At 35.7% G+C, this 21,630-nt stretch carries 23 protein-coding genes; 19 read left to right on the top strand and 4 right to left on the bottom strand.

Going from position 1 to position 21,630, the window contains the following annotated elements; all coding sequences use genetic code 11:
- Nucleotides 1–161 precede the first annotated feature (161 nt).
- From JSS34_01895 to JSS34_01880, 4 genes are all read right to left on the bottom strand, one after another.
- Nucleotides 162–947: a pyrroline-5-carboxylate reductase gene (locus JSS34_01895; protein MBS0185099.1), complete on the bottom strand. Its 786-nt coding sequence runs from the start codon at nt 945–947 to the stop codon at nt 162–164.
- A gap of 29 nt (nt 948–976) precedes the next feature.
- On the bottom strand, nt 977–4,093 hold the full coding sequence (locus JSS34_01890; GenBank protein MBS0185098.1) for an efflux RND transporter permease subunit: 3,117 nt from the start codon (nt 4,091–4,093) through the stop codon (nt 977–979).
- A gap of 2 nt (nt 4,094–4,095) precedes the next feature.
- Nucleotides 4,096–5,448, bottom strand: a complete 1,353-nt coding sequence (locus JSS34_01885) for an efflux RND transporter periplasmic adaptor subunit (protein MBS0185097.1) — start codon at nt 5,446–5,448, stop codon at nt 4,096–4,098.
- Between the two features lie 208 nt (nt 5,449–5,656).
- Nucleotides 5,657–6,682 (bottom strand): LD-carboxypeptidase, encoded by a 1,026-nt coding sequence (locus tag JSS34_01880; protein MBS0185096.1) that lies wholly within the window; start codon nt 6,680–6,682, stop codon nt 5,657–5,659.
- 83 nt (nt 6,683–6,765) lie between these two features.
- On the opposite strand from JSS34_01880, the gene JSS34_01875 reads away from it, so the two are divergent.
- The 19 genes from JSS34_01875 (at nt 6,766) to JSS34_01785 (ending at nt 21,630) form a co-directional block, all read left to right on the top strand.
- A complete protein-coding gene (locus JSS34_01875; protein MBS0185095.1) occupies nt 6,766–7,338 on the top strand; it encodes a Smr/MutS family protein in 573 nt (190 codons plus the stop codon).
- Nucleotides 7,338–8,072 (top strand): cyclase family protein, encoded by a 735-nt coding sequence (locus JSS34_01870; protein MBS0185094.1) that lies wholly within the window; start codon nt 7,338–7,340, stop codon nt 8,070–8,072. Before JSS34_01875 ends, JSS34_01870 begins: the two co-directional genes overlap by 1 nt.
- A 181-nt stretch (nt 8,073–8,253) precedes the next feature.
- On the top strand, nt 8,254–8,490 hold the full coding sequence (locus JSS34_01865; protein MBS0185093.1) for a CopG family transcriptional regulator: 237 nt from the start codon (nt 8,254–8,256) through the stop codon (nt 8,488–8,490).
- The gene (locus tag JSS34_01860) at nt 8,474–8,833 is read left to right on the top strand and encodes a type II toxin-antitoxin system PemK/MazF family toxin (GenBank protein ID MBS0185092.1); all 360 of its coding nucleotides are present in this window, start codon (nt 8,474–8,476) and stop codon (nt 8,831–8,833) included. The genes JSS34_01865 and JSS34_01860 overlap by 17 nt, the downstream gene beginning before the upstream one ends.
- A 44-nt stretch (nt 8,834–8,877) precedes the next feature.
- Nucleotides 8,878–9,579: a homoserine O-succinyltransferase gene (locus JSS34_01855; GenBank protein MBS0185091.1), complete on the top strand. Its 702-nt coding sequence runs from the start codon at nt 8,878–8,880 to the stop codon at nt 9,577–9,579.
- 43 nt (nt 9,580–9,622) lie between these two features.
- Nucleotides 9,623–10,714 (top strand): glycosyltransferase family 4 protein, encoded by a 1,092-nt coding sequence (locus JSS34_01850; GenBank protein ID MBS0185090.1) that lies wholly within the window; start codon nt 9,623–9,625, stop codon nt 10,712–10,714.
- Nucleotides 10,715–10,791: 77 nt separating this feature from the next.
- Nucleotides 10,792–11,388, top strand: a complete 597-nt coding sequence (locus tag JSS34_01845) for a winged helix-turn-helix transcriptional regulator (GenBank protein ID MBS0185089.1) — start codon at nt 10,792–10,794, stop codon at nt 11,386–11,388.
- The gene (locus JSS34_01840; GenBank protein MBS0185088.1) at nt 11,385–11,885 is read left to right on the top strand and encodes a transcriptional activator RfaH; all 501 of its coding nucleotides are present in this window, start codon (nt 11,385–11,387) and stop codon (nt 11,883–11,885) included. Before JSS34_01845 ends, JSS34_01840 begins: the two co-directional genes overlap by 4 nt.
- Nucleotides 11,886–12,018: 133 nt before the next feature.
- Nucleotides 12,019–12,471, top strand: a complete 453-nt coding sequence (locus tag JSS34_01835) for a hypothetical protein (protein ID MBS0185087.1) — start codon at nt 12,019–12,021, stop codon at nt 12,469–12,471.
- Nucleotides 12,449–12,757 (top strand): nucleotidyltransferase domain-containing protein, encoded by a 309-nt coding sequence (locus tag JSS34_01830; GenBank protein MBS0185086.1) that lies wholly within the window; start codon nt 12,449–12,451, stop codon nt 12,755–12,757. Before JSS34_01835 ends, JSS34_01830 begins: the two co-directional genes overlap by 23 nt.
- Complete coding sequence (locus tag JSS34_01825; protein MBS0185085.1) at nt 12,754–13,125, top strand: nucleotidyltransferase domain-containing protein; 372 nt, start codon at nt 12,754–12,756, stop codon at nt 13,123–13,125. Before JSS34_01830 ends, JSS34_01825 begins: the two co-directional genes overlap by 4 nt.
- A gap of 216 nt (nt 13,126–13,341) precedes the next feature.
- Complete coding sequence (locus JSS34_01820) at nt 13,342–15,084, top strand: ABC transporter ATP-binding protein (GenBank protein MBS0185084.1); 1,743 nt, start codon at nt 13,342–13,344, stop codon at nt 15,082–15,084.
- A gap of 139 nt (nt 15,085–15,223) precedes the next feature.
- Nucleotides 15,224–16,237 (top strand): UDP-N-acetylglucosamine 4,6-dehydratase (inverting), encoded by a 1,014-nt coding sequence (pseB, locus tag JSS34_01815; GenBank protein MBS0185083.1) that lies wholly within the window; start codon nt 15,224–15,226, stop codon nt 16,235–16,237.
- A gap of 1 nt (nt 16,238) precedes the next feature.
- A complete protein-coding gene (gene pseC, locus JSS34_01810) occupies nt 16,239–17,414 on the top strand; it encodes a UDP-4-amino-4,6-dideoxy-N-acetyl-beta-L-altrosamine transaminase (GenBank protein MBS0185082.1) in 1,176 nt (391 codons plus the stop codon).
- Nucleotides 17,399–18,076, top strand: coding sequence for a glycosyltransferase family protein (locus JSS34_01805; protein ID MBS0185081.1), 678 nt, complete (start codon nt 17,399–17,401; stop codon nt 18,074–18,076). Before pseC ends, JSS34_01805 begins: the two co-directional genes overlap by 16 nt.
- Nucleotides 18,073–19,065 carry a UDP-2,4-diacetamido-2,4,6-trideoxy-beta-L-altropyranose hydrolase gene (pseG, locus tag JSS34_01800; protein ID MBS0185080.1) on the top strand — a complete coding sequence of 331 codons (993 nt, stop codon included), beginning with the start codon at nt 18,073–18,075 and terminating at the stop codon, nt 19,063–19,065. Before JSS34_01805 ends, pseG begins: the two co-directional genes overlap by 4 nt.
- Complete coding sequence (locus JSS34_01795) at nt 19,052–20,101, top strand: N-acetylneuraminate synthase family protein (protein ID MBS0185079.1); 1,050 nt, start codon at nt 19,052–19,054, stop codon at nt 20,099–20,101. The genes pseG and JSS34_01795 overlap by 14 nt, the downstream gene beginning before the upstream one ends.
- Nucleotides 20,101–20,964: a hypothetical protein gene (locus JSS34_01790; protein MBS0185078.1), complete on the top strand. Its 864-nt coding sequence runs from the start codon at nt 20,101–20,103 to the stop codon at nt 20,962–20,964. The genes JSS34_01795 and JSS34_01790 overlap by 1 nt, the downstream gene beginning before the upstream one ends.
- A gap of 78 nt (nt 20,965–21,042) precedes the next feature.
- The gene (locus tag JSS34_01785) at nt 21,043–21,630 is read left to right on the top strand and encodes a class I SAM-dependent methyltransferase (GenBank protein ID MBS0185077.1); all 588 of its coding nucleotides are present in this window, start codon (nt 21,043–21,045) and stop codon (nt 21,628–21,630) included.

Raw genomic sequence — 21,630 nt, 5'->3', positions numbered from 1 at the left:
TGCGCCGTCACTTTCTTAGGCTTTTTATATTTTGTTGGTACCTTCATCTGGCTTCGTTAATTTTTTGTCCACACAAACTAGAAAGATGTCCATTTAAGTGTCTCAACTTTCTTATTCTTTCAAGCTACTCTCTATCTCTGTTTATCGGCACAGTCCTTTCTTTATTTTCCTAAAGTCTTCAATTTAGTCGCTGCTGCTTCATAGGCTTTTTCCATAAGATCCGAAAAGTCTGGAGTAAGCGCCTTAAGGGCCGCTTCAGTTACACCCCCTTTACTTGCAACAGAAGAAATCATTTCTGTAAAGTTGTAAGGAGGAGAGGTTAAAAGAGCACTTCCTAAAAAAGTTTTTTGGACAAGTTCCCGAGCAAAACTCTCTTCGAGCCCATTTTCCGTTGCCAATTGAACCAAAATATTTGAAAGCATATAAAAATAAGCAGGGCCTGATGCAGAAATTGGTGTTAAAGCTTCAATTAAAGATTCTGCTTTGAGCCAAAAAAAAGAACCTGTCACATTTAAGATGTCCTCTGCTAAAGCTCGATCTTTCTGAGGGAGGGAAGGATCTGCATAAACTAAATTCACACTTTTTCCAACCTTCATGGCAACGTTTGGCATGACTCGTATACATCTATTATTATTTTCAAAATATGTTTTTAAACATGCAATAGAAATGCCTGCAGCAAAAGAAATAACAAGAGATGTCCTTAGATACAAAGAATATAGAGGGAAAGCTTCTTGAAATTGTTGGGGTTTAATGGCGATGATAACGCTGTCTGGATTAAAATCTATTGGTATCTCAGAAGCATTTCTTACAAAATGAAAAGAGGGAAAGAGTGCTTGAGCCGAAAGACTGGGTTGAATAACAAGAATCTTATATTTTTTTTGATCAGGCATCCACGCAGTGAGAAGAGCACGCCCTAAATTTCCACATCCAATAAGGAGTATTTTCATATTTCAACCCTTAAAACTCCATACTGAATTTAAAAGGAATCATCCACGTTTTTATAAACTTTTGGCGTAAATAAAGTATATATAACAGGCACCACGAAAAGTGTTAAAAGTGTTCCAAAAACCATCCCACCGACAATAACCCATCCAATCTGCTGACGTCCTAATGCTCCTGCTCCAGACGCAAATGTTAGAGGAACGGCTCCGAGCACCATTGCAGCTGTTGTCATAAGAATAGGACGCAATCTAAGACGAGAGGCCTCTAAAATAGCTTCTGAAATCGAACGTCCTCGTGCCCTTAACTTATTCGCAAAATCGACAATGAGAATCCCATGTTTGGTAATAAGTCCAATAAGTGTCACAAGCCCAATTTGGCTGAATATATTTAAAGTTCCGCCCGCAAACCAAAGGGCTAATATGGCTCCTGCAAGGGAAAGAGGAACGCTAAACATAATCACAAAAGGATCAACAAAGCTTTCAAATTGAGCAGCCATAACCAAAAAGATAAAAGCAAGGGCGAGCCCAAAAATAAGATAGATCGTATTTTTAGATTCAATAAATCGCCGTGTTTCTCCTGAAAAGTCAGTTTGAAAACCTTCAGGCAAAACTCTTTCTTTCACGGTTTCTAAAAAGGAAATGGCTTCTCCTAAGCTAAAACCATTATTGAGTTCAGCACTAATGGTAATCGATTTTAGCTGATTAAAATGGTTGATTTCAACAGGAACAGACCGTGTTTTAACATCTACAAATGTAGAAAGTGGGACCATTTGGGAGGCTTGTCCAACCTTTGATTTAAGATAAACACCATTTAAATCATAAGGATTCTTGCGCGAATGCTCAACAAGCTGAGCCCGAACATCATATTGTTGTCCTTCTTTCTTGAGCTTTGTCACAACACGTCCTGAGACCAAGGAGTCTAATGTTTTTGCAATCACATCTTCTGTAATGCCAAGCGCTGCAGCTTTATTACGATCCACATCAATAAAATACTCAATCGCATCATTCCCAATATCTGCTTGAACACGTCCAATCCCAGGATTACGCTGAATAAGAGATTGTATTAATTTTGCAACTTCAATGAGATCATCATAAGAACGCGTTGTTTGAATCACAAAGTTTAAAGCCTCTGAATTTGCACCACCGCCTCCAAAAAAAGAAGCCCCTGCGCTTGGCCAAGCATAAATTCCTGTAATATTCATCAGGAGAGGTTTAATAGATGCCATAATTTCTGGAACTGTACGTTTCCTTTTTTCCCAAGGCTTCAATAAGTTATAAGATACAATTGTCGGAATCGTCACAACCGTTAACTGTTTCTCCACCTCCGGTAGATTATTAAAGATTTTATCCATTTCATTGACATAGGGAAGAACATATTTCAAAGTTGAGCTTTGAGGCCCTTCCCCTTTACCGTAAACAATTCCCTTATCATCCACAGGAACAAGCTCGCTTTTTAATCCATAAAGACCAAGAAGACCTCCTAAAATTCCAATTAGAATCGCAATGCTTACAGTCCAAATTTTTAATTTCAAAACATGTTTTAAAGTCTTTGCATAAGCCTCATCAATCCAATTTAAAACACGTACATTTGGAGGAACCTCTCCTAAAAACCAATTTAAAAGGGAAGAATTATAAGTTTTTTTAGTCAGAACTCTTGCTCCTCCCTTATTTTCCCCTGAACGTCGCAAGAAACGAGCACACATCATTGGAGAAAGCGTCAAAGCGACAAATCCCGAAATTAAAACAGATCCCGCCAAAGTCAGCGCAAACTCTGTAAAGATTTTTCCAATCATGCCTTGAGAAAGCGCAATTGGGGCATACACAGCTGCAAGCGTTAATGTCATTGCAACAATGGCAAAAGTAATTTCTTTACTTCCTTTAACAGCTGCTTCAAATGGAGATGCTCCTTCTTCAATATGTCGATAAATATTCTCGAGCATCACAATGGCATCATCCACAACAAGACCAATGGCAAGAACCAAGGCAAGAAGCGTCAATACGTTAATACTAAACCCAAAAACATACATTAAAGAGAAGGTTCCAATGAGAGAGACAGGAATTGTAATGAGGGGAATAAGAGCCCCCCGGCCCGACCACAAAAATAAGAAAACCACGACGATCACAAATGCCGTTGCTTCCCAAATTGTTCGATAAACCGCATCGATTGAACTTTGGATATAAAGCGTTTTATCATAAGCCACTTCAATTTTAAGGTCTTTTGGAAGAGATTTCTGGATTTCAGGCAATCTTTTTAGAAGATCTTTCGCAAGATCCAGAGGATTTGCCGTTGATTTTTTAACAATTTCAATCGCAACCGCTTGTTTTCCATTTAAAGAAACATAAGATCGATCATCATAAGGAGAAAATTCCGCATGCCCTACATCCTTAAGGCGGACAAGATATCCTTTTGCCTCAGTTAAAACCAGATTATTAAAATCTTCTTCTGTCTTTAAATTTGCGGATGTCGTCACTTGAAATTCCCGATCCTTACTGATCATACGTCCTGCAGGAATTTCAACGTTCTGTTGAACAAGGGCTTCTGTCACATCATTAGCGGTTAATTGATAAGCGGCTAATTTTTCTGGATTAAGCCAAATATGCATCACATAGGCTGAAGCTCCATAGAGCTCAACACTTGCAACACCTGTTAAAGCTTCAATTTTATCTTTTGTATCACGGTCTGCAAAATCATACATCTCTGCAGGCGACATCACATCACTTGTTAGGGCCAAATAGATGATAGGCTCTGCGTCAGAGTCCGTTTTCTTAACAATGGGATTATCGGCTTCTTTGGGAAGACGTGCCGCTACACGCCCAATACGATCCCGCACATCACTTGCTGCACTATCAAGCGTCCGATCTGGCTTAAAATGAAGATCGATACGGCTTGACTCTTGCTCACTCACAGAAGTCATGGTATCCAACCCCTCAACCCCTGCAAGTGCGCCTTCTAAGATTTTTGTAACCTGAGCTTCTATAATCTCAGGACTTGCGCCTTCATAGGTTGTCCGTACGCTCACAACTGGTTTTTCCACTTGAGGGTATTGGCGCACTGTTAAATACGAATAAGAGACCATTCCAACCAATATGATAATGATCATCATCACAGTTGAAAAAACAGGGCGGCGGATACAAAATTCAGGAAGGCTCACACTTATTCTCCTGATTTTTGAGTCTGTGGATCTGCGTCTTCAGAGGAAGAAGAGCGCGAGGTCTCATTTTTCTCATCTGATGTTGTTCCTGGAAGCGCTTCTTTTAAATCAGCATCAGCCGAAGCTGTATCTGCCTGGGAAGGTTCAGGCGCTTTTTCCTCTAAAAGAGGCTCACCCTCGAGGACATCTTGTTCAGCATCTTTGGGGAGCTTTCCTTCTCCTTTAAAAAGAGCTTTCGCGTTTTCAATTTGTTGTGGAGAAAGGGGAGATTTTTCAAGATTCTTAGGTCCTTTAACAACACGGACAGGAACGCCATCACTTATTTTAATAGCACCTGCTGTTACAACTGTATCATAACTCCACAAGCCATCAAGAATATGGACCATCCCATCTTCAAAACCGCCCACCGTGACAGGTGTTTGAGTTGCAACACCATCCACAATACGATAAACAAATTGTTCATTTCCTTGCGTTTCCAGGGCATCTTCAGGAATTAAAATAGCATCTTCCACAACATTGAGTGTCAATGTAACAGTTGCAAAAAGACCCGGATGAAGCTTAGCCTCGTGATTCTCAATGCGTCCACGCACAAGAATGCTATGACCTGACACATCGACCTCTGGCTGAATAGCCTCGACTTCACCTTCAAAGATTTGATCAAATCCATCCACCTTAATTGAAATCTTTTGACCTTCTTGAAGTCTTTGGAGATATTCTTCTCCCACATGAAAATCTACTTTTATAGGGTCCAAAGCCACAATTGTAATAAGGTCTTCACCCGCCTTAACAAATGCCCCCCGACTATGCTGTATAATTCCTGCATATCCCTCAAAAGGAGCTTGTAGAACAGTTTTAGAAAGTCTGACTTGCGCAAGCTCTACTTGTGCTTTTGCCTTTTCGAGCTTTGCAAAAAGTTCATCAACATCTTTTCCTGAAATAAATTTTTGTTTTGAAAGGGTTTGTGCGCGAGAGTAATTTTTTTGACTCAATAGAAGTTCTGCTTTAGCATCGGAAAGCTGAGCTTGGGCCAACGCATCATCAAGCGTATAAAGCGTTTGACCCTTCTTAACTTGAGACCCACTATCAAACAAAATATTTGATATAATTCCTTCAATTTCTGGTCTTAAAATCACGCTATCATGCGCAATAAGATTTCCAACAGCCACAAGTTCTGTCACGAATGGGCGAACCACAACCGCTTGTGCCTCTACAGCAACAGGCTCCATTTCTTTTTTAGAATCTTTTTTTGAAAATCCTAAGAAAGTTCCTAAAAAATCAAGATGTTTATAGGCAATACTTCCGAGTAATACAAACAGAGCCACTCCGATAAATACTCTTGCCGTAGATTTCTTCAAAATACGTCCCCTTTTTTCCGATTTCAACTCACCAAATTTGGAAAAATTTCATAATTCCCCATTAAAGCTTTTCTTTTATTTATAGTCCAATATAAGTTTCTGTAAAGAGAAATCCGAATTATAGATAAAGAATCTCTTGCAATTTTAAAATGTGTCATTTTAAATCCTCGCATCTCCCCTTCCTTAATTTTTTTTTGCTTTTTTTCTGTTAAAAAGGTTGATTTACAGTGACTGTTAAAAAGCCTTTTTCCCCTTCAAGTTTTAAGGAAGCCTTTGTTCCAAAGGGCATGACATCATTATATTCTCCATGACCAAATCGAGGAGAATATAAAACAGGAACCGAAAGGCCATGGGGAATTAAGTGATCCGTTACAAAAAGGCGAGTACTTGCCAAAGAAGCTTCCCTTTCATCTTCCGCATTTTCAATTGGAAGAGACCCAAATAAAATGGCTTTTGCCGAATCAAAAATCCCGCCCCTGAGAAGGGAAACAAGAACGCGGTTTAGACGTTTAGGATCTTCCCGTGCATCTTCCAAAAAGACAAATCGATTGGATGTATCCAATGATGTTGGTGTCCCAAGCGTTTCCTTTACGAGTGTTGCATTTCCTCCAACGACACTTCCAAAAAGAGTTTTTTCTTTCTTAAAAGAAGGCGGCGCATAAATAAGATCAAATTCATATTCTAAGGCTTTTTTCTTTCCTAAAAAAACATCCACAACATCTTGCAATCTTGCCAAACGATTTGCCTTTATGCTCGTCATCTCATAAGTATCAGAGGTAACCCCCATGACGGGAGCATGAAAAGACATCCATCCCCACTTTGCAACAAGAGCATGCAAATGAGTGATATCACTAGAACCGATGAGAAGTTTTGGACTCTTTTGTGGAGGAATATACCCCATAGATTCAAGTCGTTCTATGACCTCAACACACCCAAAACCTCCTCGAAAAGCCCACAAAACAGAAGACGGACCTTCTAAAGCAGAAATCAGATTCTTCACGCGCGCATTGACATCATTAGAATAATACTCAAAAGCTGAATTTTGAGGTTGGAGAGCTTTTGGGTCATATATAACTTTTAATCCAGAAGCTTCAACAATTTCTTTTGCCTTTAACACATGCGCTTGAGAACAAGGAGCTTTCCCAGGAAAAATAATCTCAAGAGAATCTCCCGATTTTAAAAAATCCCAGGTGTGCTTTTGATCATTAGAATCTTTGTGCGATTTTTTTTGCATTGCATCCTTTAATTTTTTGTCTCATTTTAATTTATACTAAAAAAAATCTCCCTCAAACTCTTTATTAAGGTTTTTTAATATTTATGGTTTCGAAAAAGACGTCCTTTTCTGATTCTGCTTCTTCTCTTCTTACGGAAGATGAAAAAGAACTTTTAAAAAAACTTCAAAAAACGATTACACCTCTTAAGAAAAACACAATTGACCTTTCTGCATTAAATGAAGTTCTTTCCTTGGAAAAAAAATATTTCTCTCGATTCATTTCTTCTTCCCCTCCTCCTTTTATTGCCTCTTCGAATATTTCTTTACCCAAAAAACAATCTTCTCTTGAAACGCCTGTCCCGCCTCTTGAAAAACATACCTTACGCAAAATTAAATCAAAAGACTATTCATTTTCGGCAACGCTTGATCTTCATGGGCTCACACAAGAACGTGCGCATGAGAAATTAATCTCTTTTATCGAAATGAACCATCTAAAAAATAAACGTTCTCTTCTAATCATCACTGGGAAAGGCCAAGGAATTTTAAAAAAAGCGCTCCTTCTTTGGCTTCAAAGCCCCCATCTTAGACCCCTTATTGCAAGTGTTGAGCAAGCGCTTTCGCATCATGGCGGAGAAGGCGCCTTTTATGTTATTCTTAGAAAAAAGAAAGATCATTAATGGCCCTCCAAAATATACTGAACCCTCCTCTTCCTTTTACGCTCATTGACTTAACCCATACACTTACACCTGAAATTCCGTCCTGGAATGGAACGTGTGGTTTTCATTCAGACATAAAACTTGACTATGAGGATTGCTCTACAGATGTAAAATTTCGAGTTCAACAATTTAAACTCCACGCTGGTATTGGAACCCATATAGATGCTCCTGCCCACTGTGTGAAAGAAGGCCTTACAGTTGATGAACTTCCTCTTACCGAACTTGCCTCTCCCTGCGTTGTGATTGATGTCTCCTCTAAAGCTCATGAGACTTATCAAGTCACGTCTTTAGATATTCTTTCTTTTGAAAATAAATATGGAGTTCTTCCCCCTCATGCTTTCGTTATGATTTACACGGGATGGGGTCGATTTTGGAAAGATCCCGAGGCATATCGAAATAATCTTCTTTTTCCAAGTGTTTCAATGGAAGCTGCCAGTCTTCTCTTTGATAGAAATGTTCGAGGCTTGGGAATTGATACCCTGAGTCCTGATTGCCCTCAAAGCGGGTTTCCTGTCCATCGCTTGCTTTTGGGAAGTGGAAAATACATTGTTGAAAATATCAAAAATGCTTCAAAGATGCCTCCTATTGGAGGATACTCTCTTGCACTTCCCATAAAAATCCAAGGGGGAACAGAAGCTCCCATACGCCTCGTTGGGCTTTTATCAAAATCAATAAATAATGAGAAAATACCCTAACATCAGTATATTTATTATAAAAAATAATAGAGATTGAAAGAATTTTTTCTACAAGTCTATAATAATTTCTTTTTCATTCTGTTTATTTTGGTATTTTTATACCAATTTTTATTGACATGCATATGAAATTCATGTTTTATTTCATATATGTATTACAAAATGTATTTCAAATAGGTGCTCGATGTCGACAATTACAATTAGATTATCAGAACAGGTTTTAAATACCATCAAGATGAGAGCTCATAATCTCCATATTTCACGTGGAGAATATATTCGAAATGCAATCGAAGAAATGAATAAAACATTATGTAAGAAAGAAAAAATATCAAGGCTTGCAAGGGCAAGCCAACTAGTACGCCAAAATAGCATGATTATAAACTCTGAGTTTGCTGAGATAGAAGATGACCCAGAAGCTTAATTTTGGAGAAATTTGGCTTGCTAATTTAACGCCTAGAACAGGAACAGAGCTTGGTAAAATAAGACCTGTTTTGATCGTTCAACATCAAGCTCTTTTAGATATAAATCATCCATCTACTTTAATTGTTCCTCTTACAACAAATCTGATTTCTAATTCTGAACCTTTAAGAATTAGAGTTAAAGCTCAAGATTTATTAGAAAAAGATTCAGATCTATTAATCGATCAGATACGTGCAATTGACAACAATCGCCTTATAAAAGGTCCTTTTACAAAATGTTCTGAGAAATTCATGCACAAAGTACAAAATGCTATACTGGAAGTAATTGGGTATGAGCTTAATTAATAAAAAATATAGTCTTTAATCCTAAGAGATTTGAAAGATCTTTGATGAAAATAAAATTTATCACGCATGCCGACTTTGAAACGCCTGGTGTTATTATAGAATGGGCTCAGAGACATTCTTATTCCTATGAAATTTGCAAACCTTACAAAGGGGAGTCTTGTATTTCAGAAAAAGAATTTGATTTCTTAATTCTCATGGGAGGCCCTCAAAGTGCGTGTGACTTATCCCCTTATCCTTACTTAAAGGATGAAATTTCCCTGCTTAAAGATTCAATTTCAAAATCTAAGCTTATTCTTGGATTTTGTCTTGGCGCCCAACTCATTGGAGAAGCTCTTGGAGCAAAGGCCACGAAAAGTCCTCAGAAAGAAGTTGGCGTTTTTCCCATTACACTCACGACAAAAGGCCTGGAAAATTCTCTCTTTAATGGATTTCCATCTTCTTTTCCTGTTATCCATTGGCATAATGATATGCCTGGAGAAACATCAACATCTCAAATTTTAGCAACAAGCCCAGGTTGCCCTATACAAATTATTCAATATGCTCATTCTGTTTATGGCTTTCAGTGTCACCTAGAAATTACAAAAGAGGGAATTAGAGAACTTATTGAGGCAGGTCCTCAAGATTTAATACCTTCTCTCTTTACCCAATCTTGCAAAGAGCTTCTGATGAATGATTACACCTCCATTCATGAAAAACTTTTTCTAATCTTAGATCGATTGGTTGAACAGTATCAAAAGATGCATTAAAGTAGAACCTCCTTTAACTTCTTCTCTTCAATTTTAAAAAACCATGCACATTGCCCTTGTTATTCTTACTCTTGGTCCCGGAGGAGCTGAACGTGTTCTTTCTCAGCTCGCGAATGCTTGGCAAGAAGAAGGACATCACATAACCCTTATTACCCTTGAGCATCCTTCTCAAAAACCTTTTTATCCCTTAAATCCAAACATTCATCTTATTCAACTTAACCCAATCTTTACAAAACCAACTTCTTGGTTTGAATACTTAAAAAATATTACCACACGCTTGTTGTTGTTAAGACGCACTCTTAAAAAAGAAAAACCTGATCTTATTCTTTCTTTTATTGATCAAATAAACGTTCTGACTCTCCTTCTCACACGAGGACTTAAAATTCCTGTTATTGTGTCGGAACGTATTGATCCTGCTTTTCATCCTCTTTCGCGTATTTATAAAATCTTAAGACGTCTCACTTATCCTTGGGCTTCTCAAATTGTTGTTCAGACGCAATCAGCAGCCAATTATTTTTCAAAAAAACTCCAAAAAAAAATTTCAATTATTCCTAATTCTGTTTTTACGCCTAAAAAAGCCCTTACATATCAAAAAATTCAACACATTGTCTCCGTTGGGCGTCTTTCTCCGCAAAAAGATTATCCAACGCTCCTTAAGGCTTTTAAGGTTTTAACAATTAAGTATCCTTTCTTAAAGCTTACCATTTATGGGGAAGGTAAAGAACGTTTCGCTCTTGAGCGCTATATCCAAACTTTGGATCTGAATACTTCTGTTCATCTTCCAGGAATAATTTCAAACATTGAACAGGCTCTTTTAAAAGCAGATCTTTTTGTCTTTCCGTCTAAATTTGAAGGATTCCCTAATGCACTTTGTGAAGCCATGAGTCTTGGTCTTCCCGTTGTCGCTTCAAACTGCTCAGGAAATCGAGATATTATTCAAAATGAAATCAATGGGCTCCTTTTTCCGATTGGAAATTATAAGATTTTAACTCAGCAAATTGAAAGACTTCTCTTTGATCCTTTTGAAGCTCAACGAATTGGAAAAAAAGCAAAAAACATATCTCAAACCTATAGTGAACAAAAAATTCTTACTCTTTGGCATGCTCTTATAAAAAAAGTTTTGCAATCTACTTGACAAATATTCTTCTTTAAAGTAAGTTCTGTTCATGAACATAACCTCTCGATAAAATGATTTATGGGTATTCTTTTAGAATGGCAGCTTTCCAAGATACACGAGAACAAACGGAGCAACGCGTCATGGTTCATCTTCTCAGCGAGATTGAACGGAATCCTTCGTTTACGCAGCGTGGCCTTGCATCGGAGCTTGGCATAGCTTTAGGACTTATGAATCAGTATTTGAAAAGCTCTGTCACCAAAGGGTGGATCAGAGCTTCTCAAATTTCTCCACGTCGAATTACTTATTTTTTAACACCAGAAGGTTTTAAAGAAAAAAGCCAGATGGTTAAAGATTACTTAGCCCGATCTCTTACCTTTTTTAGAGACGCTCGAACACAATGTGAAGAAGTGTTTTCAGAGTGCTCACAACAAGGTTGGACATTGATCGGTCTTCTAGGATCAGGTGATTTAGCAGATATTGCAATGCTTGTTGCTCAAGGTACAAATATAAAAACTGGCATCATTTCTATAAATGAAAATTTAAAAAAATATGATGCTATTCTAGTTACAGATATTATACATCCTCAAGAGACATATGATTTTCTTAAAAATAAAATTAATCCTCAAAAAATATTAACGCTTAGACTTCTTCATATTTCAAAACGTGATGTAGAAAACGGAAAAAACAAATGAAACAATGGTTTGTGGTCCATACGCAACCCTCAAAAGAACTTGTCGCTCAACGTCATTTATTAGAGCAAAAATATGATGTCTATCTTCCGCGTTTCAAAAAGATATGTCGTCATGCTCGCAAAACACGCGAAGTTCTTTCTCCTCTTTTTCCGCGATATCTTTTTATTGGAATTGATCTTGAAATACACTCCTGGCGCAGCATCAATGGAACACGTGGCGTTTCATATTTGCTGACCCAAGATAATTGCCCCCTCTCGTTGCCTTCCCAAATTATTGAAGATCTTAAACAGCAAGAAAATAGTGACGGTATTCTGCCATTAAATTGTCTTGTACATTTCACAAAAGGTGACAAATTGGTTATTCTCAACGGCCCCTTTGAAGGACATACAGCTATTTTTGAAAAACTGGATGATAAACAACGTGTTAAAGTATTCCTTAATTTTTTAGGAAGAGAAATGAATGTTATTCTGTCTCAAGATATTATAGAAGCAGCCTAACCTATTTTTAACGTTTAAACCCATCCTGTAAACATTTCGAGCTGACAAAACGAAATGACATTGTTATAAAAAGGAAACCTTATCAGTCTCGGTGATTTTCACCCGGACTGCGGCAGCTATGATGGAATAGGAAATGGTTTTAAAACAAAAAATTGAACAATGTCAGTTGCATTTAGAAAGAATGAAACAAGCGGCTGAGCACATACGGCATTTATATCCTTTTCAGGAAAAAAACTTTCCTCTTGAAAAATATGAGGATTTAACTTCACTCGACATGTTTACTGGCCGATTTGCGAAACTCCAGGACACCATGGGGGAAGGGCTGTTTCTTGAATTTCTAAAATTTCTTGGAGAAAACGTTGTTAATCTATCCATGATTGATCGTTTAAATAAACTTGAAAAATATAAAATCCTAGAAAGCACAGCCAAATGGAAGTATTTACGGGAACTGAGAAATGATTTATCCCATGAATATCCCAATTCATACAGCGCCTTAGTAACGACATTAAACAAAATTTTTCAAAATTATCAATACTTAGAGCAAACCTTAGAAAAAATTATTCATGAATATTCGCTTAGAGCCTAAAGATTTAGCATCCATCATTGAATCATTCAAAGAATGTTTTGATGAATATGATCATTTATGGTTGTTTGGATCTCGTGTTTATCCTGAAAAGCGTGGCGGTGATATTGATTTGTATATTGAAGTGAAACATTTTGACTTTAATAAAGTTTATGATCAAAAGAGTCAGTTTTGGATTTTGTTGCAAGATCGATTGGGTGAGCAAAAAATCGATATAGTTGTTCGTGACCCCAATCAAGATCTTTTGATTTATAAAATTGCAAAAGATGAAGGGGTGCTTTTGGTGTGAATATTTTTTTTGAAACCTTAAATATTATAAGGCCAATAGTAGACAAAGTAAGCTCCATAGAAGATTTTGATGCAATTTATTTATTTGGTTCACGTGCAAGAGGTAATGCACAAACAAAATCAGATATTGATTTAGCGATCAATTGTCCTACAGTAAATAGTTATCGCTGGAATGATATTTGTGGAATTATTGAAAATGCTCCAACATTAATCAAAATTGATTGTGTTCGATTTGATGAATTAAGCCCCAATAGCCCACTTCGTGCTGAAATAGAAAAAGATAAAATTGTTGTTTTTCAAAAACGTGTTAACAATAGCTATGATTTAAATCTTATTTTTGAAAGCACTGAAAAAGCATTAATTACATAGGAAAAGAAATGAATGTTGTCTTGTTTCAAGATATAATAGAAGCAGCCTAAATATATTTTACGTTTAAGCATATCTTATAAAATTTGGATCTAATAAAACGAAATGACATTGTTATAAAAAAAGACCTTATAAATCCCGATCGTTTTCACCCGGATTGAGATATCATTTTTAGGTTTCTAACTTACTGGCTTTCTCTATATAAACTGATAAATATTAATGAACGATTCTTCTCTTTTTTCAGCTATTAAAAAGCTTTTTTCTTTTCTGACTCGAAAAGAAAAAATAAAATGGCTTGGTATTCTAAGCTTTGCTATTTGTACTTCTCTTTTAGAAATTGCAACAGCTTCTCTAATCGTTATTTTTGCACAAGTTCTTACTCAACCTGAACTTGGGTATAAATATTTTACTAAAGTAGGACTGGGCAAAAATTTTACGCCCACTCAAATGATTTTTTATATTGCTCTTGTATTTGGAGCTACTTTTTTACTTAAGAACCTTGTAGCTGCCATTGAAGTTTTTTATCAAAATTTTTCCATCCAAAAAATGAATTATACTTTTAAAAATAAATTACTTCATCGATATGCTGAGCTTGATTATAGTATTTATTTAACACGCAATTCTTCTTTAGGACTAACCGTTGTAAACGGTGATACTGAACTTATGTTTTCAAGTGGTGTAACACCTATTGCTTCCATATTATCTGAAAGTATTGTTTTCTTTTGTTTGATTTTAATGATTATTGGTTTGAATTCTTCTCTTGCTCTAATTCTTTTTAGCATCGGATTAATCGTAGGACTTATTATAAACAAATTTGTTTTTCCACTTTTTTATACATGGGGACATACCTTTCAAGAAGCTTCCCTTCAAAGCGAAAAAAGTCTATTGCAATTTTTTCATGCATTTAAAGAAATTATTTTATGCAATAAAAAAGATTCTTTTATAAACACTTATCAAATATACTCTTTAAAAAGATCTAGAATTCGAGCGCTTCAAATATCCTCAAATGCTCTTCCCCGTTTAATTATTGAAATTCTATTTGTATGCCTTTTTATTACCGCAATTACTTATTTTTGTCTTGAGCATGATTCGCCATCTCAAATGTTAGGAATACTTGGAGGGTATCTATATATTGGATTCCGTTTAATGCCGGGACTGAATCGTATTATTGGTCAGCTAAATACCTTTAAACTTACAATTCCAAATATTAATCGTGTTTACGAAGAATATAATTCTAATTTTCTTAAAAACAATTATCAAAATATACCAAATTTTGAATTTAAAAAATCTATTGATTTTAAAGATTTAACTTTTCAGTACCCAAATACAACGAAAGATGTTTTAAAAAACTTAACTTTGACCATTCATAAAGGCGAATGTATTGGTATTATTGGTGAAACAGGTTCTGGAAAGTCAACCCTTGTGGATATTATTTTAGGCCTTTTAAGACCAAAGCATGGAACTGTTCTTATCGATCAAAAATATCCTATAAACTGTTATCAATGGCACCAACACATAGGTTATGTTCCTCAATCCGTTTATTTAATTGATGATACAATCGAATCAAATATTGCCTTTGGAGAAAAAGCCGAAACTATTGATCAAAATCGTTTAAAAAATGCTCTTAATGCTGCTCAACTTACCAAATTTATCAACCATCTACCCAATGGCACAAAAACCGTTGTCGGAGAACGCGGCATGCGTCTTTCTGGAGGAGAGCGTCAACGTATCGCGATCGCACGTGCACTCTATAGAAATCCAGACGTCTTAATTTTTGATGAGGCAACCTCTGCACTAGACAATGAAACGGAACAAAATCTGATGAAAACAATTCATGAGATTTGTAAAAATCACACTGTGATTATGATAGCTCATCGATTGACCACCCTCAAAAAATGCAATAGGATCATTTCCATAAATAATGGAATCATTCAGAATATTACCTCTCAAAAAATTTGTTAATTTTTTTTGCATGCTTATGGGTTTATGTAATGATTATAAAATATAAAAATCACAGCTCTTTGAGTTCCTATAAAATTGATAAAGAAAAATCTATGAATTATGTTTATAAATGTAGACATCTCTTACAAAGGAAAAATTTATGCTTAAGAATTTTCTTATAAAAACTCCTGATTTAAATAATAAAACGATTCTTATAACAGGAGGAACAGGGTCCTTTGGGAATCAACTTGTTCAAACAATCATTAATCTCTATTCTCCAAAAAAACTTATCATTTTTTCACGAGATGAACTCAAACAATATGAAATGGCTCAAAAATTCCCAGAATCTAAATATCCTTTTTTGCGCTATTTTATAGGAGATGTACGTGATTATAACCGCCTAGAAATGGCTTTCCGAGGGGTTGACATTGTCATTCATGCAGCAGCTTTAAAACATGTTCCTATTGCAGAATACAATCCATATGAATGTATTCATACAAACGTTATTGGAGCAGAAAATATTGTAAGAGCTGCCTTAAGAAACTCCGTACAAAAAGTATTAGCTCTTTCAACCGATAAAGCTGTTAGTCCTATTAACTTATATGGAGCAAGCAAACTCGCTGCAGAGAAAATTTTTGTAGCTGCCAATAATATACGAGGATCAGACCCAACACTCTTCTCTGTTGTAAGATATGGAAATGTCGTAGGATCAAGAGGTAGCGTCGTTCCATTCTTCAAAAAATTATTAAAAGAAGGAGCTACTTCCCTACCAATAACCGATAATGACATGACACGGTTTTGGATTACGTTACAACAAGGTGTTGATTTTGTTTTATCTAATTTGTTTTTAATGCAAGGAGGAGAAATTTTTATCCCCAAAATTCCCAGCATGAAAATTATTGACTTAGCAAATGCCATTCAACCAGGAATCCCAACACACGAGATAGGTATCCGTCCTGGAGAAAAATTACATGAATGTATGCTCACTTCTGACGAGTCATTACAAACTCGTGAAATGGAAGATCGATATGCTATTCTTTCTTCCTTCATCAATCCAAACTTATGGGAAAATCGAATTGAGAATAAGCCTTTTGAAAAAAGGATGGTATATTCCAGTGATACCAATACAGAATGGCTTAACTCACAACAACTAAGATTAATGCTGGAAGATTAACATGATTTCTTATGGAAGACATTCCATCTCTCCTGATGATATAAAGGCCCTTACTGAAGTATTACAAAGCGATTGGCTTACCTGTGGTCCTGTTGTCGAAAAATTTGAACAAATGCTGGAAAAAACAGTTAATGCAAAACATGCTATTTCATGCTCGAATGGCACAACCGCATTACACCTTGCAATGCTCTCTTTAGGGATAGGTGTTGGAGATATCGTTTTAGTCCCGGCTATCACCTTTCTAGCTTCCGCCAATGCTGCTCGATATGTTGGAGCTCACGTTGCTTTTGTAGATGTTGATCCCACAACAGGCTTAATGACTTCAGAAACTTTAGAAGCTGCAATTTTAAAAAATCATTCCAAAAACATAAAAGCTGTTGTGAATGTCCATCTCACAGGGCACTGTGAAAATTTAGAAGAAATCTATAAAATAGCACAGAAATATAATTTATTTATTATAGAAGATGCAGCTCATGCAATTGGAACCTCTTATTTAACCAACGAGGGGACCAGACATCCTATTGGCTCAAATAGATTTTCGGACATTACGACTTTTTCTTTTCATCCCGTTAAAACCATTGCTATGGGAGAAGGAGGAGCAATTACCACAAATGATCATAAAATTGCAGAAAAGTTAAAATTATACCGGAGCCATGGAATGATACGAGACCCTCATAAATGGGTAGAAATTGAATCATCACATCCATGGTATTACGAAATGCAAGAGCTTGGATATAATTATCGTATCAGCGATATCAATTGCGCTCTTGGGCTTAGCCAATTAAAAAGACTCCCAGAATTTATATCTGAGCGTTCTAAAATCGTTAAAATTTATGATGACGCATTCATAAATATAAATTATTTAAAGCCTTTGAAAAAATTAAAATTTTCAGAAACAGCTTGGCACTTATACATAATCTTCATCGATTATAATAAAATCGGAAAATCAAGATCTGATATTATGAGAGGATTAAAAGAAAAAGGCATTGGAACACAAGTTCATTATATTCCTCTTTATAAGCAACCTTATTACAAAAAGCTATATGGTCCTCAAACTTTAAAAGGCGCAGAACAATATTATGAGAGTTGTTTAACGATACCTTTATTTGTGGGACTTTCTCTAAGGGATCAACAAAATATTATACGAGAGATTTTATCCATATGCGCACCGCAGTAATAATTCAAGCGAGAATGACGTCCTCAAGATTACCTGGGAAAGTCATGCTTCCTTTATGGGATAAAACAGTTCTTGGCCAAGTTTTATCAAGATGTCAGCAAATTAAGAATATAGATGTTGTTTGTTGTGCTATTCCTCTTGGAAAAGATCATGATGTTCTTATTGCTGAAGCTGAAAAATATAATGCCGTTATCTTTAGAGGCTCAGAATTAAATGTTTTAGAAAGATATTATGAAGCAGCCAAGCACTTAAAAGCAGATATTATTATGCGCGTTACAAGCGACTGCCCCCTTATTAATCCTGAGGTATGCTCAGATGTTTTACAAATGCATATTCAAAATAAAGCCGAATATACCTGCAATAATCTCCCCCCTACCTGGCCACACGGTTATGATTGTGAGGTGTTTGGGATAGAAGAGCTCAAAAATTCCCTACAATATGCCACCCATCCTGAAGACTTTGAACATGTTACAGAATGGATGCGGCGCACTCTTAAGGTCCATAATTTTGAAAACCCAGAAGGGAATCACAGACACATTCGAATAACCTTAGACACCCCGGAAGACTATGCTTTTATTAAAAAAATAAATCCTTCTTCTACCTCTTTAAAACTTCTTTTAAAAGACGTTGACACTCTCACTAAAAACTCATCAAAAATATGAAAACCGCTCTTTTCTTATTTGAGGCCTCTTCAAAAATAGGAGCGGGACATGCCATACGTTCTTGTGTCCTTGCAGAGGCTTTAAAAGAACATCATTGGATGTGTAAAATTATAACGCTCCCAACGACTTATGAATTTATCTCTCAATTGAAATCTTTTGAGCGCGTAGATCCACGCTCATTTTATTATCATCCTTTTCACTGTGACCTTCTTGTTATTGATAATTATAATATAGAAAAATCTTACGAAGCTCATTTTCGTCCCTTTGCCAAAAAAATAATGGTTATTGATGATCTTGCAAATAGACAACATGAGTGTGATATTTTATTAGACCAAACCTATGGTCAATTAATAGAAACTTACAAAAACCTCGTCCCTCAAAGATGCAAAATATTAACAGGTATTAAGTATGCATTACTTCGAACAGAATTTAGAGAATTAAGGCCAAAAGCCCTCAAAAAAAGAAAACAAACAACCCAAATAAATCGTATCCTTATTTCAATGGGAGGAAGTGATCCTCAAAACTATACGTTAAAAGCCCTTGACATAATTAAGCGGTCTCAATTCAGAGGAAATGTGGATATTGTTCTAGGATTTGAGGGACAGAATCTAAGCTCTGTAGAAGAATACATTAAAAATATCCCTAATGAATGTTTTATCCATATTAATGCAGACATGCCAAAATTAACTTATCAGGCAGACTTAGCAATAGGTGCTTCTGGAAGTAGCATGTGGGAAAGATGCACACTTGGACTTCCTACCCTTATGTTTACTGTAAGCTCTAATCAAGAATTAATTGCTAAAAATCTTCATAAAAGTGGAGCTGCCTTTTTGGTAGAAGATCTTAAAAATACAAAAACTGCATCAGATTTCATAAATAATTTAATGATGGATAAAGAATTCTTGAGAACATTCCAAAAAAACGCATCTGAAACTTGTGATGGGATGGGGATTAATTCAGTCTTAGAGGTTATACATGACATACATTGATTTAGGTTCTAAAAAGATAGGAAAGGATTATCCTGCCTATATTGTTGCCGAAATTGGAATTAATCATAATGGAGATATGGAGCTTGCAAAAAAAACAATTCTTGCAGCAAAGACAGCTGGAGCCGATGCTGTCAAGTTTCAAAACTACAAAACTGAAGATTTTGTTCCTCTAAAAAACATAACCTACGAATATCTTTCCCAAGGAAAATTAGTTAAAGAATTTCAGTATGATATGTTTAAACGCTACGAATTAAATCATAAGCATGTCATGGAGTTGAAAGATTTTTGTGATCAAAACAAGATTGACTTCCATTCGACACCTACAAATTTTGAAGGCGTGGATTTACTTAAGAAAATAGGTGTTAATGTCTTAAAAAATGGCTCTGATTTTTTAACAAATCTCGAGCTTATTGACTATATGGGAAAATCTCAAATTCCAACCGTTTTATCCACAGGAATGGCAACTATTAGTGAAATTGATGATGCCGTCACGACATTTCGTGGCACAGGAAACGAAAACCTTATCTTACTTCATTGTACATCTTCTTATCCTACCCCTGCAGAAGATATCCATTTAATGAAAATTAAGACATTAAGAGATACGTTTGGTGTTATCAGTGGGTTTAGTGATCATTCAGAAGGGCCCTGGGCTGCCATAGGATCAATTACTTATAAAACGGCATGGATTGAAAAACATTTTACGCTTGATAAAAATCTACCTGGTCCTGACCATAGATTTTCCTGTGACCCAAAAGAATTTTCTATACTTGTAGAAGGTGTAAGATATGTTGAAAAAGCAACTGGCATCCCATATCTAGGGCCTACGGAAAGTGAAAAAGATTCTCGACGTGATTTTAGACTTTCTTGTTGTGCTAAAAGAGATCTTAAGATTGGAGATGTACTTTCAAAAAGCGATATTATATTCGCTCGTCCGGGCTGTGGATTTCTACCTAAAAATGAAGTGCTTTTATTAGGAAGAACAATAAATAAACCTTTAAAACAAGGAGATCCTATTCAGATTGAGGATCTTACATAATGAAATTAAAGATTGTTTTTCTTGGTAATCATACTGTAGGTGTTCAAGTACTAAAAGCTTTATATCCCTATGGATGTTTATCTGGAGTTGTTGCACATCCTGAAGATCCTGAAGATGGTAATAAATATTTATCTGTTCATGACTATGCTAATGAACTGAATGTTCCGGTTATAAGAGCAAGCCCCAAAATGCCTCTTCTTTTAGATTTTATAAATAAAATCAAGCCTGACCTTATTTGGGTTACAGATTATAAATATTTACTCCCTTCTGAAATTTTCCTACTCCCTAGATTAGGAGCTATAAATTTACACCCAAGTCTTCTTCCAAAATTTAAAGGGCGTGCCTCTCTTAATTGGGCAATGATTCATGGAGAAAATAAAGTTGGATTAACAGCACATTTTATAGATGCTGACGTTGATACAGGAGATATTATTAAACAAGTTGAATTGCCAATCCACAAACATGAATATATTGGAGATGTACTCGAAAAAATTTATCCTCTATATAGGACGATTACCAACGACGTCATCACTATGTTTCTAAATAACAATATTCAAAGAAAACCACAAAATTCGGCATTGGGATCCATTTATCCAGCGAGAAAACCAGCCGATGGCGTCATTAACTTAAATAAAAATGCTTACGAAATCTTAAATTTTATTAGAGCTCTTTCAAGACCATATCCTGGAGCGTTTTTAATTAAAGATAGAATGAAAACGACCATTTGGAAAGCTAATATATCTGAAAAGAAATTTGAAACTTGTGGGTTACATAGCCTTAATAATGAAATTTATCTTCAGTGTACTGATCATTCTTTAAAAATCACTGATTATACTATAACAGAAGAGAGTTTCGATGTTTAATATTTTATGGGATGCTAGATATAAAGCTAAAAATTCACTTAATAAAATAAATACCCTTGGGATAAAGTTGTTAGCTTCATCTTTAATTATTACCCACGGCATAAGCCTAAAAATGAAACTAAAATTTTAGAATTAGGCTTTGGGTCAGGATGTAATCTTTGGTTTTGCGCAAAAGAGGGATTTAATTGTTATGGAATAGAAGGATCTTCATTTGCTGTCAATCACGCAAAAGAATGGTTTTTAAGGGAAAACCTTTTCCCTGTTTATCTTCAACAAAGTCTTTTTTATCCTTTAGACTTTCAATCAAATTTTTTTGATCTTGTCATTGATAGAAGTTCTTTAACGTGTGTGAATACTAACGAATGCCTTGCATCCCTTAAGGAAGTGCATCGCGTATTAAAACCTGAGGGATATTTTTGTTTTAATCCTTTTTCAACTAAGCACACTTCATATCTTGAAGGTGATTTATTGGATTCCGGCTTAACGCAATTTAAATCAGACTCTTTTCTTAAGGTAGATAACTTAAAGTTTTATAACGAAGAAGAATTATACAAATTAATTCTTGCCGCTGGTTTCAAAATCTATGAAATGAAACATATTGAGGAAAAATTTTATACTCCTGAAAATATTATACATGCAGAATGGTTTTTAATATTAGGAAAATAA

The sequence above is a fragment of the Pseudomonadota bacterium genome (assembly GCA_018242545.1).
Lineage (GTDB): Bacteria > Pseudomonadota > Alphaproteobacteria > 16-39-46 > 16-39-46 > 16-39-46.
The sequence above is the reverse complement of the archived record's forward strand: the minus strand, read 5'-3'. Positions and strand labels throughout refer to the sequence as shown.